13 protein-coding genes are annotated in these 15760 nt (G+C 67.3%); all 13 read right to left on the bottom strand.

Going from position 1 to position 15760, the window contains the following annotated elements:
* Positions 1-35 precede the first annotated feature (35 nt).
* Complete coding sequence (locus tag MHX64_RS09425) at positions 36-734, bottom strand: YggS family pyridoxal phosphate-dependent enzyme (protein WP_239356744.1); 699 nt, start codon at positions 732-734, stop codon at positions 36-38.
* Positions 727-1452: a peptidoglycan editing factor PgeF gene (gene pgeF / locus MHX64_RS09420; protein ID WP_239356745.1), complete on the bottom strand. Its 726-nt coding sequence runs from the start codon at positions 1450-1452 to the stop codon at positions 727-729. Before pgeF ends, MHX64_RS09425 begins: the two co-directional genes overlap by 8 nt.
* A gap of 14 nt (positions 1453-1466) precedes the next feature.
* Positions 1467-2657, bottom strand: a complete 1191-nt coding sequence (ftsZ, locus tag MHX64_RS09415) for a cell division protein FtsZ (RefSeq protein ID WP_063938856.1) — start codon at positions 2655-2657, stop codon at positions 1467-1469.
* 133 nt (positions 2658-2790) lie between these two features.
* The gene (locus MHX64_RS09410) at positions 2791-3438 is read right to left on the bottom strand and encodes a cell division protein FtsQ/DivIB (RefSeq protein ID WP_194559549.1); all 648 of its coding nucleotides are present in this window, start codon (positions 3436-3438) and stop codon (positions 2791-2793) included.
* A gap of 1 nt (position 3439) precedes the next feature.
* Positions 3440-4861: a UDP-N-acetylmuramate--L-alanine ligase gene (gene murC, locus MHX64_RS09405; RefSeq protein WP_239356747.1), complete on the bottom strand. Its 1422-nt coding sequence runs from the start codon at positions 4859-4861 to the stop codon at positions 3440-3442.
* The gene (murG, locus tag MHX64_RS09400) at positions 4858-5940 is read right to left on the bottom strand and encodes an undecaprenyldiphospho-muramoylpentapeptide beta-N-acetylglucosaminyltransferase (RefSeq protein ID WP_239356748.1); all 1083 of its coding nucleotides are present in this window, start codon (positions 5938-5940) and stop codon (positions 4858-4860) included. The genes murC and murG overlap by 4 nt, the downstream gene beginning before the upstream one ends.
* A 7-nt stretch (positions 5941-5947) precedes the next feature.
* On the bottom strand, positions 5948-7348 hold the full coding sequence (locus MHX64_RS09395) for an FtsW/RodA/SpoVE family cell cycle protein (RefSeq protein WP_239356749.1): 1401 nt from the start codon (positions 7346-7348) through the stop codon (positions 5948-5950).
* Positions 7349-7399: 51 nt separating this feature from the next.
* Positions 7400-8803, bottom strand: a complete 1404-nt coding sequence (gene murD, locus MHX64_RS09390) for a UDP-N-acetylmuramoyl-L-alanine--D-glutamate ligase (RefSeq protein WP_239356751.1) — start codon at positions 8801-8803, stop codon at positions 7400-7402.
* Complete coding sequence (gene mraY / locus MHX64_RS09385) at positions 8800-9900, bottom strand: phospho-N-acetylmuramoyl-pentapeptide-transferase (RefSeq protein ID WP_194559554.1); 1101 nt, start codon at positions 9898-9900, stop codon at positions 8800-8802. Before mraY ends, murD begins: the two co-directional genes overlap by 4 nt.
* Positions 9901-9936: 36 nt before the next feature.
* Positions 9937-11457, bottom strand: a complete 1521-nt coding sequence (gene murF, locus MHX64_RS09380) for a UDP-N-acetylmuramoyl-tripeptide--D-alanyl-D-alanine ligase (protein WP_239356753.1) — start codon at positions 11455-11457, stop codon at positions 9937-9939.
* Entirely contained in the window at positions 11454-12938 is a 1485-nt protein-coding gene (locus tag MHX64_RS09375) for a UDP-N-acetylmuramoyl-L-alanyl-D-glutamate--2,6-diaminopimelate ligase (RefSeq protein WP_239356755.1), read from the bottom strand. The genes murF and MHX64_RS09375 overlap by 4 nt, the downstream gene beginning before the upstream one ends.
* A 21-nt stretch (positions 12939-12959) precedes the next feature.
* Positions 12960-14849 (bottom strand): penicillin-binding protein 2, encoded by a 1890-nt coding sequence (locus tag MHX64_RS09370; protein ID WP_239356757.1) that lies wholly within the window; start codon positions 14847-14849, stop codon positions 12960-12962.
* 178 nt (positions 14850-15027) lie between these two features.
* The gene (locus tag MHX64_RS09365) at positions 15028-15720 is read right to left on the bottom strand and encodes a hypothetical protein (RefSeq protein ID WP_239356758.1); all 693 of its coding nucleotides are present in this window, start codon (positions 15718-15720) and stop codon (positions 15028-15030) included.
* Positions 15721-15760: the final 40 nt, after the last annotated feature.

Here is a 15760-nt window from a genome sequence, read left to right as displayed (position 1 = left end):
GGCGGCTCCTTTTATGGGGTGATTCGCGGTGGATTTTAGACTACGGGCCGGGGCCCGAGGAGGGCTGTTCCGACACGCACGATATCGGATCCGCAGGCGATGGCGTCGACGAAATCACCGCTCATACCTGCGGAAAGTCTCAAGTTGCGGTTGAGCTCGACGGCGTAGTCATCTGTCAACGAGCGCGCCTGAGTAAACACCTCGCGCGGCTGCGAATCCAGCGGCGGCACGACCATGAAGCCGGCCATTTCAAGGTGCTCAGCTTCCTCCACAGCTTCCACGATTGCAGGCACGTCGTCGAGGTGTGCGCCGCCGCGGGCAGAGTCGCCGTCGTAAGACAGCTGCACCATGCACGGCAGGATCTTGCCTGTGCGATCGCCGCGCTCGAGCGCGAGCGCCATGCCTCGGTCGAGCCCGTGGGCCAACTTGAGCGAATCCAGCGAGTGCACCTCGGAGGCCCAGCGCGCCACCGAGTTGGCCTTCTTGGATTGAATCTGGCCGATCATGGCGATGCCGCAGCGGCCTTCAAGCTCGGCAGCCTTGTCGCGGGCTTCTTGCTCGCGGTTCTCCCCCACCAGCGCGATGCCGAGCGAAGCGAGTTCTTCGATGCGTTCTACCGGGTGGAACTTCGTCACCGGCAGCAGTGCCACGCTGCCTTCTTCGCGGCCGGCGGCACGCTCCGCGTCGCGGATCTGTTGGCGGACAGTGTCGAGGTTTCTTGCGAGATCAGACATTAGGCATCCAAATTACGCCAGCCTGCCGCCCGGTTACACCTTCTCGTCGGTGGGAGAAGAAATCCTTGTCGGTGATGGTGTCGCGCGGGTCCGCGTCGATGTGGGTCACGCCCAGGCAAAGCAGCTGGCGCACCAGCCCGGCGCGCACGTCGATGCCTGGGGTGCCCTTCTTTGTGCGGGTGCGGGAGCCGGGCAAATGCTTCTCGACGTCTAAAGCCATCCCTTCCGGGACCTCATACGACTCCCCGGCGGCGGCCGGCCCCAGCAGCACTTGAATGCGCGAGGGCTCGGCGCCAAGTTCCACCATCGCCTCGACGGTGTTTTTCACGATTCCGTTGCGCGCTCCCATGCGCCCCGCGTGCGCCGCGCCGATAACGCCGGCGGTGTGGTCGGACAGCAAAACCGGGGTGCAATCCGCCACGAGCACGCACAGGGCCAGGTTCTTTTGCCTGGTGACGAGGGCATCGGTGGCTTCCACGGGGGTGGCCGAAGGTCCGTCGACAAGTGTGACGGTGTTGGTGTGCAGCTGCTCCATCCACACGAAGCGCTCCTCGGGCAGGCCGAGCACTTCAGCGAGCCTGGCGCGGTTCGCGGCGACGTCAGAGGCGTCGTCGCCGACGTGGGTGCCAAGGTTGAACGAGTCGTAAGGGGCAGCAGAAACCCCGCCCGCACGGGAAGTGAACACCATGCGGACGGGGCGAGTGGAAAGATCTGGCATGCCTGCCAGCTTAACTAGCGCATGAAGTCCGGCACATCGACGTCATCGAAACCGCCGTCAAAGCCGCCGTCGCGGGGCTCGCGAGGCTCGCGGGGCTCACGGTCGCGCTCGGTGAACAGGCCGCTGCGGGTGGACGGCTCGTAGCGGTGGCGCGGCTGGTACTCCTCTTTCTTTGCCGGCTCGGCCTCGACGACCTTGGTGGAGGTCTGCTCCGGCTGCGGCGCTTCCTGTTCCACCGGCTCAGCCGTGCGGGCGTTGGCCTTCTCGTCGAAACCGGTGGCGATGATGGTCACGCGGACCTCGTCGCCCAGGTTGTCGTCGATAATCGTGCCGAAGATGATGTTGGCGTCCTCGTCGGCCTTTTCCTCCACGATGGAGGCCGCGTTGTTGACCTCCATCAGGCCCAGGTCGGAGCCGCCGGCGACGGAGATGAGCACGCCCTTGGCGCCCTCCATGGTGGTTTCCAGCAGCGGGGAGTTGATGGCCTGCTCGGTAGCCGTCATCACGCGGTTGTCGCCACGGGCGGAACCGACGCCCATCAGAGCGGAGCCGGCGTCGGCCATGACGGAGCGCACGTCCGCGAAGTCGACGTTAATCATGCCCGGGATGGTGATGAGGTTGGTGATGCCCTGGACACCGTTGTAGAGCACCTCATCCGCCGCACGGAAGGCCTCCATCATGGAAAGCTCGGCGTCGCCCAGCTGCAGCAGGCGGTCGTTCGGGATGACGATGACGGTGTCGCAGACTTCCTTGAGGTTCTCGATGCCCTCGAGCGCCTGCCGGGTGCGGCGCTTGCCTTCGAAGGTGAACGGGCGGGTGACCACGCCGATAGTCAGCGCGCCCATCTTCTTGGCAATGCCGGCGACCACCGGGGCGGCGCCGGTGCCGGTGCCGCCACCCTCACCGGCGGTGACGAAGACCATGTCGGAGCCCTTCAGGGATTCCTCAATCTCTTGCTTGTGGTCCTCGGCGGAAGTGCGGCCTACCTCAGGGTTCGCGCCCGCGCCGAGGCCGCGGGTGGCCTCGCGCCCGATGTCGAGCTTCGTGTCGGCATCTGTGAACAGCAGTGCCTGGGAGTCCGTGTTGATGGCGACGAACTCAACGCCCTTGAGGCCTTCCTCGATCATGCGGTTGACGGCGTTCACGCCGCCGCCGCCGACACCGACGACGCGGATCATGGCGAGGTAGTTGGCGGGAGAGGTCATAGTGGTGGTCTCGCCTTTCACAAGTTGGTTTTTGAAGTTGCTTCCCATCTTGTGCGAAAGTGCGCGGTTTTTTGTTTTCTGGGTCGGCGTGTCACAACCCTAAACCTGTACTTTAGGGTTGTGACCTGCGATTTTAGCGCGAAGTGACCAGTTCTGGGTTGGAAATGTTGAATGTTTTTCCGTCCAGCTGCAGCACCGTCTCAAGCGCAAGCGCTTTGTTCCGGTTGTCCTCGGACGCACCCCACGTAACTGTCCTGTCGCCGTCGAGCTTGAGCACGAAACTGTGGTCCCCGTCGCGGGTCAATTCGCGGACCTGTGGGCGGGCCACGTCCGTGATCGCGGAGGCCACCTCCACTGCCTTGGGCAGCTGCTCTTCGCTGATGCCGACGAGCTGCACGGCCCCCACCGGCGGCTGGGCCACAACGAAATCCTTGCCCTCACTGTTGATCAGGTGCGGCTCGCCGCCCTGGTCGATCCAAGCCACCGGGGTGTGCTCCACCACCGTGACATCCACCGCGTTGGGCCAGTTGCGCTTCACCGTTACCGAGTCCACCCACGGGTTGGCGGCCACGTCCTGGGCGGCCCTGCGCACATCCACCCGCCCCATCGGGGTGCCCGTCTCCACGCCGGAAAGCGATTTCACCTCCTCGGCGGGCAGGTTCACCGCCCCCTCGACGTTGACGTCGTCGACGGGCATGGCCGGGGTAAACGGCAGCACCGCCACAACCGCGAGCACAAGTGCGACGCAGCCGGCGACAATCGCAATGGCGCGGCGCGACATCCTATGCCTCCTGCAGGGCGTCGAGGATCTCGTCCGCAAGCATGGTCACACTGCCCGCCCCCATGGTCAGCACCAGGTCGCCGGGTTTCACTAGCGACGCCACGGTCGCGGGCGCCGCCGAGAAGTCCGGCTCCAGATGCACCGGCACGGTCATCTTCTCGGCGATGATCCGGGAAGTCACACCCTCCACCGGCGTTTCACGGGCGGCGAAAATGTCCAGCAGCACGCATTCGTCGCTCAGCGAAAGTGCTTCGGCGAACTCCTCGGCGAATTCCTGGGTGCGCGAGTACAGGTGGGGCTGGAAACAGACCACCACGCGGGCGCCGCTGCCCTCGGCCTCAACCTTGTCGCGCGCGGCGGTGAGCACGGCGTCGACTTCCGTCGGGTGGTGGGCGTAGTCGTCGTAGACGCGGGTTCCGCCCACCTCGCCTTTGAACTCGAAACGGCGGCGCACGCCGGTAAACTCGCTCAGGCCTTGGGCGAGTTTCTCCGGGGCGGCGCCCACGAGCGCACCCGCAAGCAGCGCGGCCGCGGAGTTGAGCACCATGTGGCGACCCGGAATCGCGAGCGTGTACATCACGTCGCCGGAGATGCGGTCGGTGCGAAGCTGCACCTCGACCACGGTGTGCTCGCCGTCCTGGCGCTCGTTGGTGATTACGGCACCTGCCGGGATCTTCGGGTGGCGCGCGGCTGCCTCCGCGGTGCCGTATCCGGTAACCGTCAGGCCGCGCTCCAGGGCGCGTTCGCCGCAGGCGGCGGCGTTGTCGTCATCGAGGCAGACAACCACGTGCTTGGCGATGTCCGCGAAGTCATCGAAAACCTGGAAGTACTTCTCGCGGGTGCCGTAGAAATCCAGGTGGTCCGGTTCGATGTTGGTGATCACCGCGACGTCCGGCGAGTAGCGCAGCAGCGAGGCGTCGGACTCGTCGGCCTCCGCCACGAACACCTCGCCGTGGCCATGGTGCGCGTTGGTGCCGGCCCGGTTGAGCTGGCCGCCGATGGCAAACGAGGGGTCCTCCCCCGCCGCCTGCAGCGCCACCACCGCCATCGAAGTCGTGGATGTCTTGCCGTGCGTGCCTGCGAGCAGCAGCTGGGTCAATCCCTCCATCAGCTCCGCGAGCAGGTCGGAGCGGCGCAGCAGCGGAATGCCTTCACGCTTGGCGCGCACCAGCTCCGGGTTGTCCTGCGGGATCGCGGCGAAGCTGGTCACCACCGCGGTGGGCAACTCGCCGGACAGCTCCAGGTTGGCCTCTGCGTGGCCGAGCGCGACCTTGGCGCCCTTGGCTTTCAGCGCGCGCACCGGGCGGGAATCCTTGGCGTCGGAACCGGTCACGGTGGCGCCGCGGTCCAGCAGGATGTGCGCCACGCCGGACATGCCGGACCCGCCGATGCCGATGAGGTGGACGCGGGAGAGATCTGTCATTTTGTGTCCTTTCCAGCAGCCGCGGCAATGCGCGCGGCAAGGTCCTCGGCAACGCTTCCTGCGCCCGAGTCCTCGAGGGCTGCGCGCATTGCCGCGCGGGCGTCGGGTTCAAGCAGAGGCAGCAGCTTGTCGACGAGCACGTCGCCGCTCAGCGCCGCATCGTCGATACGCAGGGCCGCCCCCGCGTCGACAAGGTGGGCGGAGTTGAGCCCCTGCTCGCCGTTGCCGTGCGGCAGAGGGATGTAGATGGCAGGGATGCCGGCGGCGGAGTTCTCGGCGACCGTCATCGCGCCGGAGCGGCACACCACCACGTCGGCGACGGCGTAGGCGGCCTCCATGTCGTCGATGTACGGCACGGCCGTGTAGTGGTCGTGGCCCGCCGGCGCGTCGTTTTTGCGGCCGTAGGCGTGCAGGATTTGGTACCCCGCGCCGGTGAGACGCTCCACCGCGTCGGCCAGGGCCGCGTTGATGCTCACCGCGCCCTGGGAGCCGCCGGTAACAAGGATGGTCGGGCGGCCCTCCTGCAAGTTCCACATGCGCAGGCCCCGCTCGCGCTTCGCGCCGTCCGGGTCCACGCCCACGCCGGGGCGCACCGGCACGCCGACAACCTCGCCGTCCATGCCGGAATTCGGCACCGCGTTGAACCCGGTGCCGCCAATTTTGACGCCCAACTTGTTGGCCATGCCGGCCAGCGCGTTGGTCTCCAGCACGAAAAACGGCAGGCCCAGCTGCTTCGCGGCCAGGTACGCCGGGCCGGAGACGTAGCCGCCGGTGCCGAAGACAGCGGCAGCACCGCAGCGCTTCATCGCCTGCTTTGCCTGGCGCACACTGCGCGCCAGCTTGAACGGCACGGACACGAGCTTCCACGGCTTTTTGCGCGGGATCGGCACAGGGTCGATCAGGGAGAGCTCGAAGCCGCGGGCCGGCACGATGGTGGTTTCAAGGCCGCGTTCGGTGCCGAGGGCGACAACGTTGGCCCCGTAGGCGTCGCGAAGCACCTCCGCGACTGCGAGGGCGGGCTCGATGTGGCCCGCGGTGCCGCCGCCTGCGATGACGACGCTGAAGTTCTGGGAAGTCATGGCTCTCCTAACGGCGCGGGGTCCGGCGGTGCGGGGGCCTATGGTAAGCCGCGGCGACCGGCTGGGTCACCGGCGTGCCGTAGCGCTCGCGGCGCGGCGCGGCGGCTGGCGCCTGGCGGCGCTGTTTGAGCGCGCGGGGCTCGGCGATGAAGAAGATGCGGTCGAACACGGGGCGACCGTAGTTCTGCATGGACGAGATCGCGTCCGGCTCGTGACGCGCCACGGACGCCAGCACACCCATCGCGCCGAGAGTGAACACAGCCGAGGAACCGCCGGCGGACAGCATGGGCAGCTGGATGCCGGTGACCGGCAGAAGGCCCACGACGTAGCCCATGTTGATGAAGGCCTGGGAGACCACCGCCGCGGTCAGCGAGGCGGCCATGAGCGTCTGGTACTGCGTCTGGGCACGCAGCGCTGTGCGCATGCCGAAGAAGCCGAGTAGCGCGAACAACACAATCACCAGGGCACCGCCCCACAGGCCGAGCTCCTCGCCGATGACGGCGAAGATGAAGTCGTTGCGCGCCTCTGGCAGGTAGAACCACTTCGCGCGGGACTGGCCCAGGCCGACGCCGAAGATGTGGCCGTCCGCGAGGGAGAGGAAGCCCTGGTGGGACTGGAACGCGACGCCCCGGGTGTCGTCGAAGTGGCCGTGCAGCGCGTCGAAGTAGACGTGGAAGCGGTCTGAGCGGAAGCTACCGGAGAGGAAGATCACCACCAGCGCCACAACGCCCGAGGCGGCCACCACGCCGACGGCCTTCAGCGACACACCCGCAAACAGCAGGATGAACGCCACCACGACGGCGAAAGACAGCGCCATGCCCATATCGCCCTGCATGGCAATCAGCAACACGCAGAGCAGGGAAACAGAGATAAACGCGGCAAACCCGTTGTCCGGGACGAACAGGCGGCGGGGGTCCTTGTTGGACAGGATCTTCGCACCCCACATCGCGATGGCCACGCGAGCGAACTCGGAGGGCTGCAGTCGCAGCGGGCCGACGACCAGCCAGGACTGCGAGCCCACCTCGGCGCGGCCGGTGCCCAGCGGCGTGAGCACGGCGATGAGCAGCAAGATAGCGATGACCATCAGCCAATTGCTCAGGCCCCGCAGCCGCTCGGGCGGCGTCTTCAGCGCCGCCCAGAAAGCGATCAGGCCGAGGATGACCATCGCGAACTGGCGCACGGCCAAAGACCACACGCTGGCGCTGGAGGCGAACGAGGTCGCCATAGAGGAGCTCATCACCATGACCACGCCGAGGCCGGCGAGGAAGAGCACGATGCTGCGGATCATGGTGTAGTCGATCAACGGCCGGGAGTCGAGCGCCTCCTGAATGCGCCTGACCCCTGCGCTGAGCTTCGATGGGGCGTCCGGCCGTGGTGCGCGTTGCCGGGGTGCGCGTTGAACCGTCATGCTGCCCTTTCGATTGGAACCGCGGAAGAAAACCTCAACCTTTAGTTGAGCTTACTTGTTGTGCGGGTTCCAGTGTCGCATTGCAGCGGCCGCGAATGCGTCGCCACGCGCAGACATGCCGGAAAACATGTCCAAGCTCGCCGCCGCAGGCGCCAAAAGCACGGTGTCGCCCGGCTGCGCCTGCGCGGCCGCCCACGCGACGACCTCGTCCATCGCCTGCTCCGGGTCCTGCGCATCGGAGACGAACACGGGCACTTCCGGCGCCACCTGCTGCAGCGAGGTGCGGATCAGCTCCCGGTCCACGCCCAGAAGCGCCACCGCGCGGAACTGCTTGGCGTGGGCCTTGACCACAGCGTCCACGGACGCCCCCTTGAGCTGTCCGCCGGCGACCCACACCACGGTGCCCGCGCCGGTGAGCGCCGAATCTGCCGCGTGCGGGTTGGTGGCCTTGGAGTTGTCCACCCAGTCCACCCCACCGCCGGAGTGCACGAGCGTGCCGCGGTGGCCCGCCACCTGGTATGCGTTCAACGCGCGCTGGATGTGCTCGGGCGTGGCCCCCTGCGTCAGCGCTACCGCGGTGGCGGCCAGCGCGTCCAGCACGCCGGCGGCACCGGCGGGCTCGATGCCGTCAGCCGATGCGACATCCACGGTCGCACCGCCAAGCTTTGCGACGATGCGTCCGCCCACCACACCAACCTGGCCGTCCGCCGGCTCGCCGAGCGTGAACCCGACAATGTCGTCGCGTCCCGTGCTGGCGGCGATGCGCGCCACCTCGGTGTCGTCGACGCCCGCCACCGCCACAGGAGCCTTGAGCACCTTCGCCTTGGCCGCGGCGTACTCGGCGAAACTGCCGTGCCAGTCGATGTGATCGTCCGCCAGGTTCAGCAACACACCCGCATCCGGCACGAGCTGGGAGGACCAGTGCAACTGGAAGCTGGAAAGCTCCGCCACCAGCACATCCAGGCGCTCGGGCGCGAGCATCGCCTCCCCCACCGCGACGCCGATGTTGCCGCAGGCGCCGGCTCGAAGGCCGGTGTCCTTGCCGGCCTCAATCATCATCTGCGCGAGCATGCCGGTCGTGGTGGTTTTGCCGTTCGTGCCAGTGACCACGAGCCAGGTGCGGGGCTTGCCGAAGACTCCGGCGCGGTCCAGCCGAAAGCACAGTTCGACGTCGCCGATGACGTCGATGCCGGCGGATGCGGCGTCGACAAGCAAGGGCGTATCCGGCCGCCACCCGGGCGAGGTGACCACAAGCCCGACCTCATGGAAGCGAGCGCGCGCTTCGTCGCCGGTGCAGGCGTCGTAGCCGGCAGCCGCGGCGCGGGCGCGGCCGGCATCACTGTCGTCCACAACGGTGAAGCGGGCGCCGGCGCGCTCGAGCAGCTGCGCCGCACCAAGGCCAGACACCCCGGCGCCGGCGACTAGGGCGTAGTCCGGCAAAATCGACTGCGTCACAGGTTCGCCCCGTTCAGCCACTCGCCGTAGAACACGGCCAGGCCGAGCATGAACGCCATGGCGGAGATGATCCAGAACCGCACCACAACGGTGGTTTCGTGCCAGCCGCCGTTTTCAAAGTGGTGGTGGAACGGCGCCATGCGGAACACGCGCTTGCCGGTGGACTTAAACGACACCACCTGAATGACCACCGAGAGCGCCTCGAGCACGAACAGCGCGCCGATGATGATCATCAGCAGCTCAGTGCGCGAGCCGACGGACAGGCCAGCGACCAGGCCGCCGAGCGCGAGCGAGCCAGTGTCGCCCATGAAAATTTTCGCCGGGGCGGCGTTCCACCAGAGGAAGCCCACGCAGGCGCCGAAGCCTGCGGACGCCAGGATTGCCAGATCCAGCGGGTCGCGGACGCTGTAGCAGCCGGCGGCCGCCACGGCCTCGCACGAGTTGCGGAACTGCCAGAAGGTGATGCCCACGTACGCCGCCATCACCAGCGCGGTGGTGCCGGAGGCGAGCCCGTCCAGGCCGTCGGTGAGGTTCACCGCGTTCGACCACGCGGCCAGCAGAATGTAGATGAAAATGAGAAAGAAGATCGTGCCGATCGTCCCGCCGCCGAAGGTCAGGTCGATCGTTTCAATGTCGCGCACGAAGCTTAAAAACTGCGAGCCCGGGGTCAGCCCGTTTTCGTCCGGGAAGCGCAGGATCAGCCAGCCGAAGATGAGCGAGATGGCGAGCTGCGCCACCAGTTTCGCGGTCTTGTTCAGGCCCAGGTTGCGCGACATGAACAGCTTGATGCCGTCGTCCGCGAAGCCGACCAGGCCCAGGGACAGGGTGAGAAACAGCACGATCAGGCCGGTGGCCGTGAACGCTGCGTGGCCTGTGACCAGGGCGACGAGGCTGCCGCCGAGGTAGCCCATGGTGATGCCGGCGAGGATGGCGATGCCGCCCATCGTCGGGGTGCCGCGTTTGCGGGCATGGGACGCCGGACCATCCTCGCGGATCTCCTGGCCCATGGCCCGCCGGTTGAAGTACCGGATGAGCGCAGGGGTGAGGAAGATCGAAACCAAAAAGCTGATGATTCCGGCGCAGATAACTTGAACCATGGAAGTTGTACCTTGCTATTTCTCTACGTCGAGTTTCTACCTAAGCGTATGCCCTTGCAGGAGCGCCTCCGCCACCACCCATAGCCGGGCGGCGTTGGAAGCCTTGACCAGCACAACATCCCGGTCGTCGCGCTCGCGCCAATTCTCCTCCCCTGCTGGCGCGGACGCCAACAGCTCGCGCACGGCCTGCGCGGCTTCGTCGGTGTCGGCGACGGCGGTGGTGTGGATGCCTCTGTCCCCGGCACGCTGAATCAGCGCAGCCATCGCGTCAGACTTGCCGACGGCCACAAGGTGGGTCACCCGGTAGCGCGCCAACTCGTCCGCGAGCAGCGCATGCTCCTGTGTGGCGCCCACGCCGAGCTCGCTCATCTCGCCGAGCACGGCCACCGAGCGCACGCCCGGGCGGGCGGCGGCGGTGTACCCCAGCGCAGCGATGGCCGCGCGCATGGATTCGGGGTTGGCGTTGTAGGCGTCGTTGATCACGGTCACGCCGTCGGCGCGCGTGTTGACGTCCATGCGGTTGACGGACACCGAACTAGCCGCGGAAAGCGCCTCGGCCACGGTGGCCGCGTCCATGCCCAGCTCCGTGCCCACGGCCGCCGCGGCGAGCGCGTTGCCCACCTGGTGCGCGCCGAACACGCCGAGCGTGACGCGCTGCGGATCTCCCTTCGGGGTGTGCATAGTAAAGGACGCGCGAGCGACCGCGTCGAGCTCGACGCCCGTGGCGTAGTAGTCCGCGGCCGTGTTGCCGGATTCGGAGAAGGTGACCACGCGCGCGTCCGTGCGGGCGGCCATGCCGGCGACGAGATCGTCGTCCGCGTTGAGCACTGCGACGCCGCTTTCAGGCAGCGCCTCCACCAGCTCCCCCTTCGCCTTTGCGATGTTTTCGCGGGAGCCGAACTCGCCGATGTGCGCGGAGCCGACGTTGAGCACCACGCCGATCTTCGGCGGCGCGATAGCGGCCAGGTGCGCGATGTGGCCGACGCCGCGCGCCGACATCTCCGCGACCAAAAAGTCTGTGTCTTCGGTGCAGCGCAGCACCGTGTACGGGTGGCCGATCTCGTTGTTGAAGCTGCCCGGGGGCGCCACCGTCTCGCCGGCGCGCGAGAGCACAGCCGCGATGAGGTCCTTCGTCGACGTTTTGCCCGCAGACCCCGTCACTCCGACGATGGTCAGCCCGTGCGCGGCCGTCAGCTCACGCGCGACAGCGGACGCCAGCTTGGACATGCCGTCCACCACGCCCGCCGCGGAGCCGTCCGGGTCGTTCGCTGCCAGGTCCGAGTTGTCGCCCTCGCGGGGCGGCAGCTTCTCGACGATCACCGAAGGCCTACCCACCTCCCTCGTCGTCAACGACGCGGCGGCGCCGGCCTCGGCGGCCTTGTCCACGAAGTCGTGACCGTCCACGCGCGCACCGGGGAAGGCGACGAAGAGCCCGCCGGGTCCAATTTTGCGCGAATCGAACTCCACAAACCCGGTGACGTGTGTGTCCGGGGCTGCTTCCGGGCTCAAGCGCCCGCCGGTGATCTCGGCGATGCGCGCCAGCGTCATGTCGATCATGCTCGAGATTGCCTTTCTGTGATTGCCCTGCGCATCTCTTCGCGGTCGTCGAAGTGCAGCTTCTCGGTGCCCACGAGCTGGCCAACCTCGTGGCCTTTGCCCACCACGATCACGGCGTCGCCGGGACGCGCCCACTCGACGAGCGCGTCGATGGCCTTGCCGCGGGGGCTGACCTCCACAATTTCAGCGTCGGTGCCGGCTTCGCGCGCGCCCGCGAGCACTGACGCGCGGATGGCGGCGGGGTCTTCGGTGCGCGGGTTGTCGTCAGTGACCACCACGAAGTCCGCGCCCTTGGCGGCCTCGGCACCCATCAGCGGGCGCTTGGAGGAATCGCGGTCGCCGCCCGCGCCGACGGCCACGCCGATGCGGCCTTCTACCTGGCCGCGCAGTGTGGCCAGCACCGCGCCGATGGCGGCCGGTTTGTGGGCGTAGTCCACGACCGCGACAAAGGGCTGGCCTTCGTCGATACGCTCCATGCGCCCCGGCACCGCCGCCTGCTCCAGGCCGCGCAAGAACGGCGCGAGCTCCACGCCCGAGGTCTGCGCGATGGCCGCTGCGAGTGCCGCGTTGGCCACGTTGAACGCGCCCGGCATGGGCAACGTGAACTCGTGGGATTCGTCGGCGGTGAGCTGGATGCGTTGGCGGCCTTGGTCGTCGATACGCACAAGCTCCGCGGTCACATCGGCGCCGCCCGTGGTGGCGACGGTGACCGGTGTCTCGGCGAGCTCGGCCATGCGCTGGCCCCACTCGTCATCGACGCAGACGACGCTGCGCTTGGCGCGCATCTCGCTTCCCGGTTCGAAGAACAGCGCCTTCGCCTGGAAGTAATCCTCCATGGTCGGGTGGAAATCCAGGTGGTCCTGCGAGAGGTTCGTAAACGCGGCGACGTCGAAGTCCGAACCGGTGACGCGGCCCAGCATCAGCGCGTGCGAGGAGACCTCCATGACCACGTGCGTGACGCCCTCATCACGCATCTGCGCGAACAGGCGCTGCAGCATCGGCGCCTCGGGCGTGGTCAGTTCCGTGGCCACGTCGCGGCCCATGATCTTCGTGCCGGTTGTGCCGATAAGCCCCACCTTGCAGCCGGCAGCGGTCAGGCCCTTTTCCAGCATGTAGGTGGTGGTGGTTTTGCCGGAGGTGCCGGTCACGCCGAGGAGCGTGAAGCTTTGCGACGGGTGCCCGTACACCTCAGCCGCCACATGGCCCAAAATTGCCCGCACGTCCTCGACCACCAGCACCGGGCGGCGGTCGGCCGTTTGTTGGATAATCGCCAGCCCGGCTTCGTCGGTAAGTATTGCGCCGGCGGCTGAGTCGAACGCGTAGGTCGCGCCGTGCACGCGGGTGCCGGGCAGCGCGGCGAACAGGCCGCCGGGCTCGACGTTTTGCGAGTCCAGGCCGATGAAGGTCACCGGCGCGTCCGCGCTCGGCGGGTTGACGATGCGCGCGCCGGCGATGTCGGCGAGATGCTGCAAGCTTGTCATAGGTGAGTCCTCCATCTGTATCTACTGGTCCTGCAACGGGTACGGCTCTGCAGGCGGGCTCAGCGGCACGTTCTCACGGTTGAGCAGCCAACCAGAAATCTGCTTGAAAATCGGGGCCGCGGACTGCCCGCCGTTGCCGCCCTCAAGCACGCCACGCTGCGGCTCGTCCAGCATGACGGCGACGACGAAGCGCGGGTCGTCCGCGGGCGCGACGCCGGCGAAGGTGATCCAGTAGGCGCTGTTGGAGTACGCGCCGGTATCCGGGTTGACCTTCTGGGCCGTGCCGGTCTTGCCGGAGAACTGGTAGCCCTCCAGGTTGTTGCCCTGGGCCGTGCCGTTGTTGACGCCGGCCGGGTCCTCCTGGAACGCGGCGCGGAACATGTCCAGCGTGGTGCGCGCGGCCTCCTCGCTGATCACGCGGGTGCGCTGCGGCTCCTCCTGCGCGATCTCCTCCCCATCGGGGCCGGTAATCTTATGGATGATCCGCGGCTGGATCCGCTCGCCCTCATTCGCGATGGTCTGGAACACCCCGGCCATCTGCAGCGTGGTCCAGCTCATGCCCTGACCGATGGGCAGGTTGGCGAAGGTGCCGCCGGACCACTGCTCCAGCACCGGCAGCAGGCCCGCGGACTCGTTGGGCAGCTCAATGCCGGTGCTCTGGCCGATGCCGAAGCGGTTCAGGTAGTCCCAGAAACGCTCCTCCCCCAGACGCTGAGCGAGCTGGAGGGTGCCCACGTTGGAGGACTTACCGAAGATGCCGGCGGTGGTGTACGGCATGACGCCGTGCTCCCACGCGTCGCGCACCGTAATGCCCGCCATGTCGATGGACCCGGGCACCTGGTGCACCTCGTACGGGTCCGTCAGCCCCTGGTCGATCGCCGCGGCAGCAGTAATCACCTTCGCCACAGAGCCGGGCTCGAAGGGGTGCGACACACTCGGGTTCTCAAAGTCCTTCCCCTGCTTGACCTGCTGGTCCACGTTGCCGTTCGGGTTGATCGTGTCCGTGTTGGCCATGGCGAGCACTTCGCCCGTGTGGGCATCCAGCACCACGGCCTGGGCCTGCTTGGCCAGCGAGTTGGCCTTCGCCTGCTCAAGGGTTTGCTGGACGTAGGTCTGCAGATCCAGGTCGATGGTCAGCTCGATCTGGGCGCCGCCGACGGACGGAACGACGTCGCGAAGCGAGCCCGGAATGGACTGGCCGTTCGCGGAAACGTCCTCGGTGGAGCGGCCGTCGATGCCCGTGAGATCCGCGTCGCGGGAAGCTTCCATGCCGAACTGGCCCTGGCCGTCCATGGACACCTTGCCGATGATGTTCTCGCCGACCGCGCCGTTCGGGTACTGGCGGATGTCCTGGTGGTCCGCCGCGATGCCGTGGAACGCATCCGCGACGGTGGCGGCCACATCCGGATCGACGTTGCGCACCAGCACCTCATAACTGGTGTCGGCGTGCAGCTTGTCCAGGATCTCCTTGGCGCTGACCTGTCCGACCTTGGTGGTCGGCTCGCCGGTGGCGGTATTCGCTGGCGCGTCGCGCACCACTTCCCCGTCGCCGATCATGCCCGGGATCTCGTTGGCCATCGTGCGCAGCTGGTCCTCCACGCGAGCATCGACCTGGGCGGCGATCTCCTCCGGGGACATGCCGTCCACACGCATCTCAAGTTCCTGCTGTTCCTTGAGCTCTTTGCGCAGCTGCACCGGAGACACCGTCAAAGAGCGCGCCTGCATGGTGTATGCCATCTTGTTGCCGTCGCGGTCCACAATCTCGCCGCGGCGCGCGCGATCCACATAGGTGCGGCTGCGTTGATCGTTGGCCTGCTCACGCAGTTCGTCGCCGATGATCACCTGCACCCAAAACAGGCGTCCAATAAGCAAGGCCGCCACCGCCAAGAAAGCGATAGCAAGCCAATACACGCGCGTACCCGTGATCTGCTTTTGGGAAGCCGGCGCTGGCTTCTCTGGCCTTACCTGCGCGTTAGCGTGAGTGCGTGGCACTGCTCACCTCCCATATCCACTGGCTGGTACCCGCCGTTTTGTCGACAACCATCATGCCCCGCCCCCGGGCAGATACCTAGGTGCGCCACGCCCTCCGCTACGGCCGGGCCGCAACGTTGGCCTGGTACGGCGCCAAATTGTCAAGGCGCGGAGCGTTCGCGGCGCGTCCCGGACGCTGAGTCAGAGCGTCTTCCAGCTCCTTCGTCGCGCGGTTGTCCGACGAGGCGCGGGAGGTGGGGCTTCCCTCTCCGTTGACATCCACCAGCTTGGTGGCCGACTCCGGGTTGTAGGGGCGCTGCTCCTCAGCGTGGCCCTCCTCGTTCACCGCAACCACGCCCGGCTCGCCGGCAAGGACCATGCCCATCGAGTCCGCCCGCTGCGCGAGCGCCGCCGAGGAACGGCGGTCCTCCAAGTCGCGATTGAGGGACTCGACCTCGTTGGACAACTCCTGCTCACGCGCCTGCAGCTTCTGGATCGCAAACGTCTGCGTAGTTGCGATACCGGACAAGATCATAGCCACGGCGATGCCAACCACCAGCAGCGGCAACGCAATCTGGGATAGCGAGGAAAACTTGGAACGCGCCTTCGTGGTGGCCACGCGGCGCCCGCGGACGGACACCACCTGATTCGACCCCAGGCGGCCCCGGGACTTCGGGTGCTCCACGTGCGGCTTCACACCCGGCATGGTGCGCACGCGGTTGGCCGGGTGCTCAGTGCGGCGCGGGGTGCGGCCCTGTGTGCGGCTCTGGTTACGGGTCAGCGTTGCCGATCTCGTTGCTCGTGCGGCCATGGTGTCCGTCCTTTGTCGGGCTTAGTGGGTGGGCTGGGAG

It is taken from the genome of Corynebacterium sp. ACRPZ, from assembly GCF_022346205.1.
Classification (GTDB): Bacteria; Actinomycetota; Actinomycetes; order Mycobacteriales; family Mycobacteriaceae; genus Corynebacterium; species Corynebacterium lehmanniae.
This window is presented reverse-complemented; position numbering and strand designations above follow the sequence as displayed.

Coding starts and splice junctions, on each gene's coding strand:
- MHX64_RS09425 (WP_239356744.1), bottom strand. CDS start 734: ATGTCTGATCTCGCAAGAAACCTCGACACTGTCCGCCAACAGATCCGC.
- pgeF (WP_239356745.1), bottom strand. CDS start 1,452: ATGCCAGATCTTTCCACTCGCCCCGTCCGCATGGTGTTCACTTCCCGT.
- ftsZ (WP_063938856.1), bottom strand. CDS start 2,657: ATGACCTCTCCCGCCAACTACCTCGCCATGATCCGCGTCGTCGGTGTC.
- MHX64_RS09410 (WP_194559549.1), bottom strand. CDS start 3,438: ATGTCGCGCCGCGCCATTGCGATTGTCGCCGGCTGCGTCGCACTTGTG.
- murC (WP_239356747.1), bottom strand. CDS start 4,861: ATGACAGATCTCTCCCGCGTCCACCTCATCGGCATCGGCGGGTCCGGC.
- murG (WP_239356748.1), bottom strand. CDS start 5,940: ATGACTTCCCAGAACTTCAGCGTCGTCATCGCAGGCGGCGGCACCGCG.
- MHX64_RS09395 (WP_239356749.1), bottom strand. CDS start 7,348: ATGACGGTTCAACGCGCACCCCGGCAACGCGCACCACGGCCGGACGCC.
- mraY (WP_194559554.1), bottom strand. CDS start 9,900: ATGGTTCAAGTTATCTGCGCCGGAATCATCAGCTTTTTGGTTTCGATC.
- murF (WP_239356753.1), bottom strand. CDS start 11,457: ATGATCGACATGACGCTGGCGCGCATCGCCGAGATCACCGGCGGGCGC.
- MHX64_RS09375 (WP_239356755.1), bottom strand. CDS start 12,938: ATGACAAGCTTGCAGCATCTCGCCGACATCGCCGGCGCGCGCATCGTC.
- MHX64_RS09365 (WP_239356758.1), bottom strand. CDS start 15,720: ATGGCCGCACGAGCAACGAGATCGGCAACGCTGACCCGTAACCAGAGC.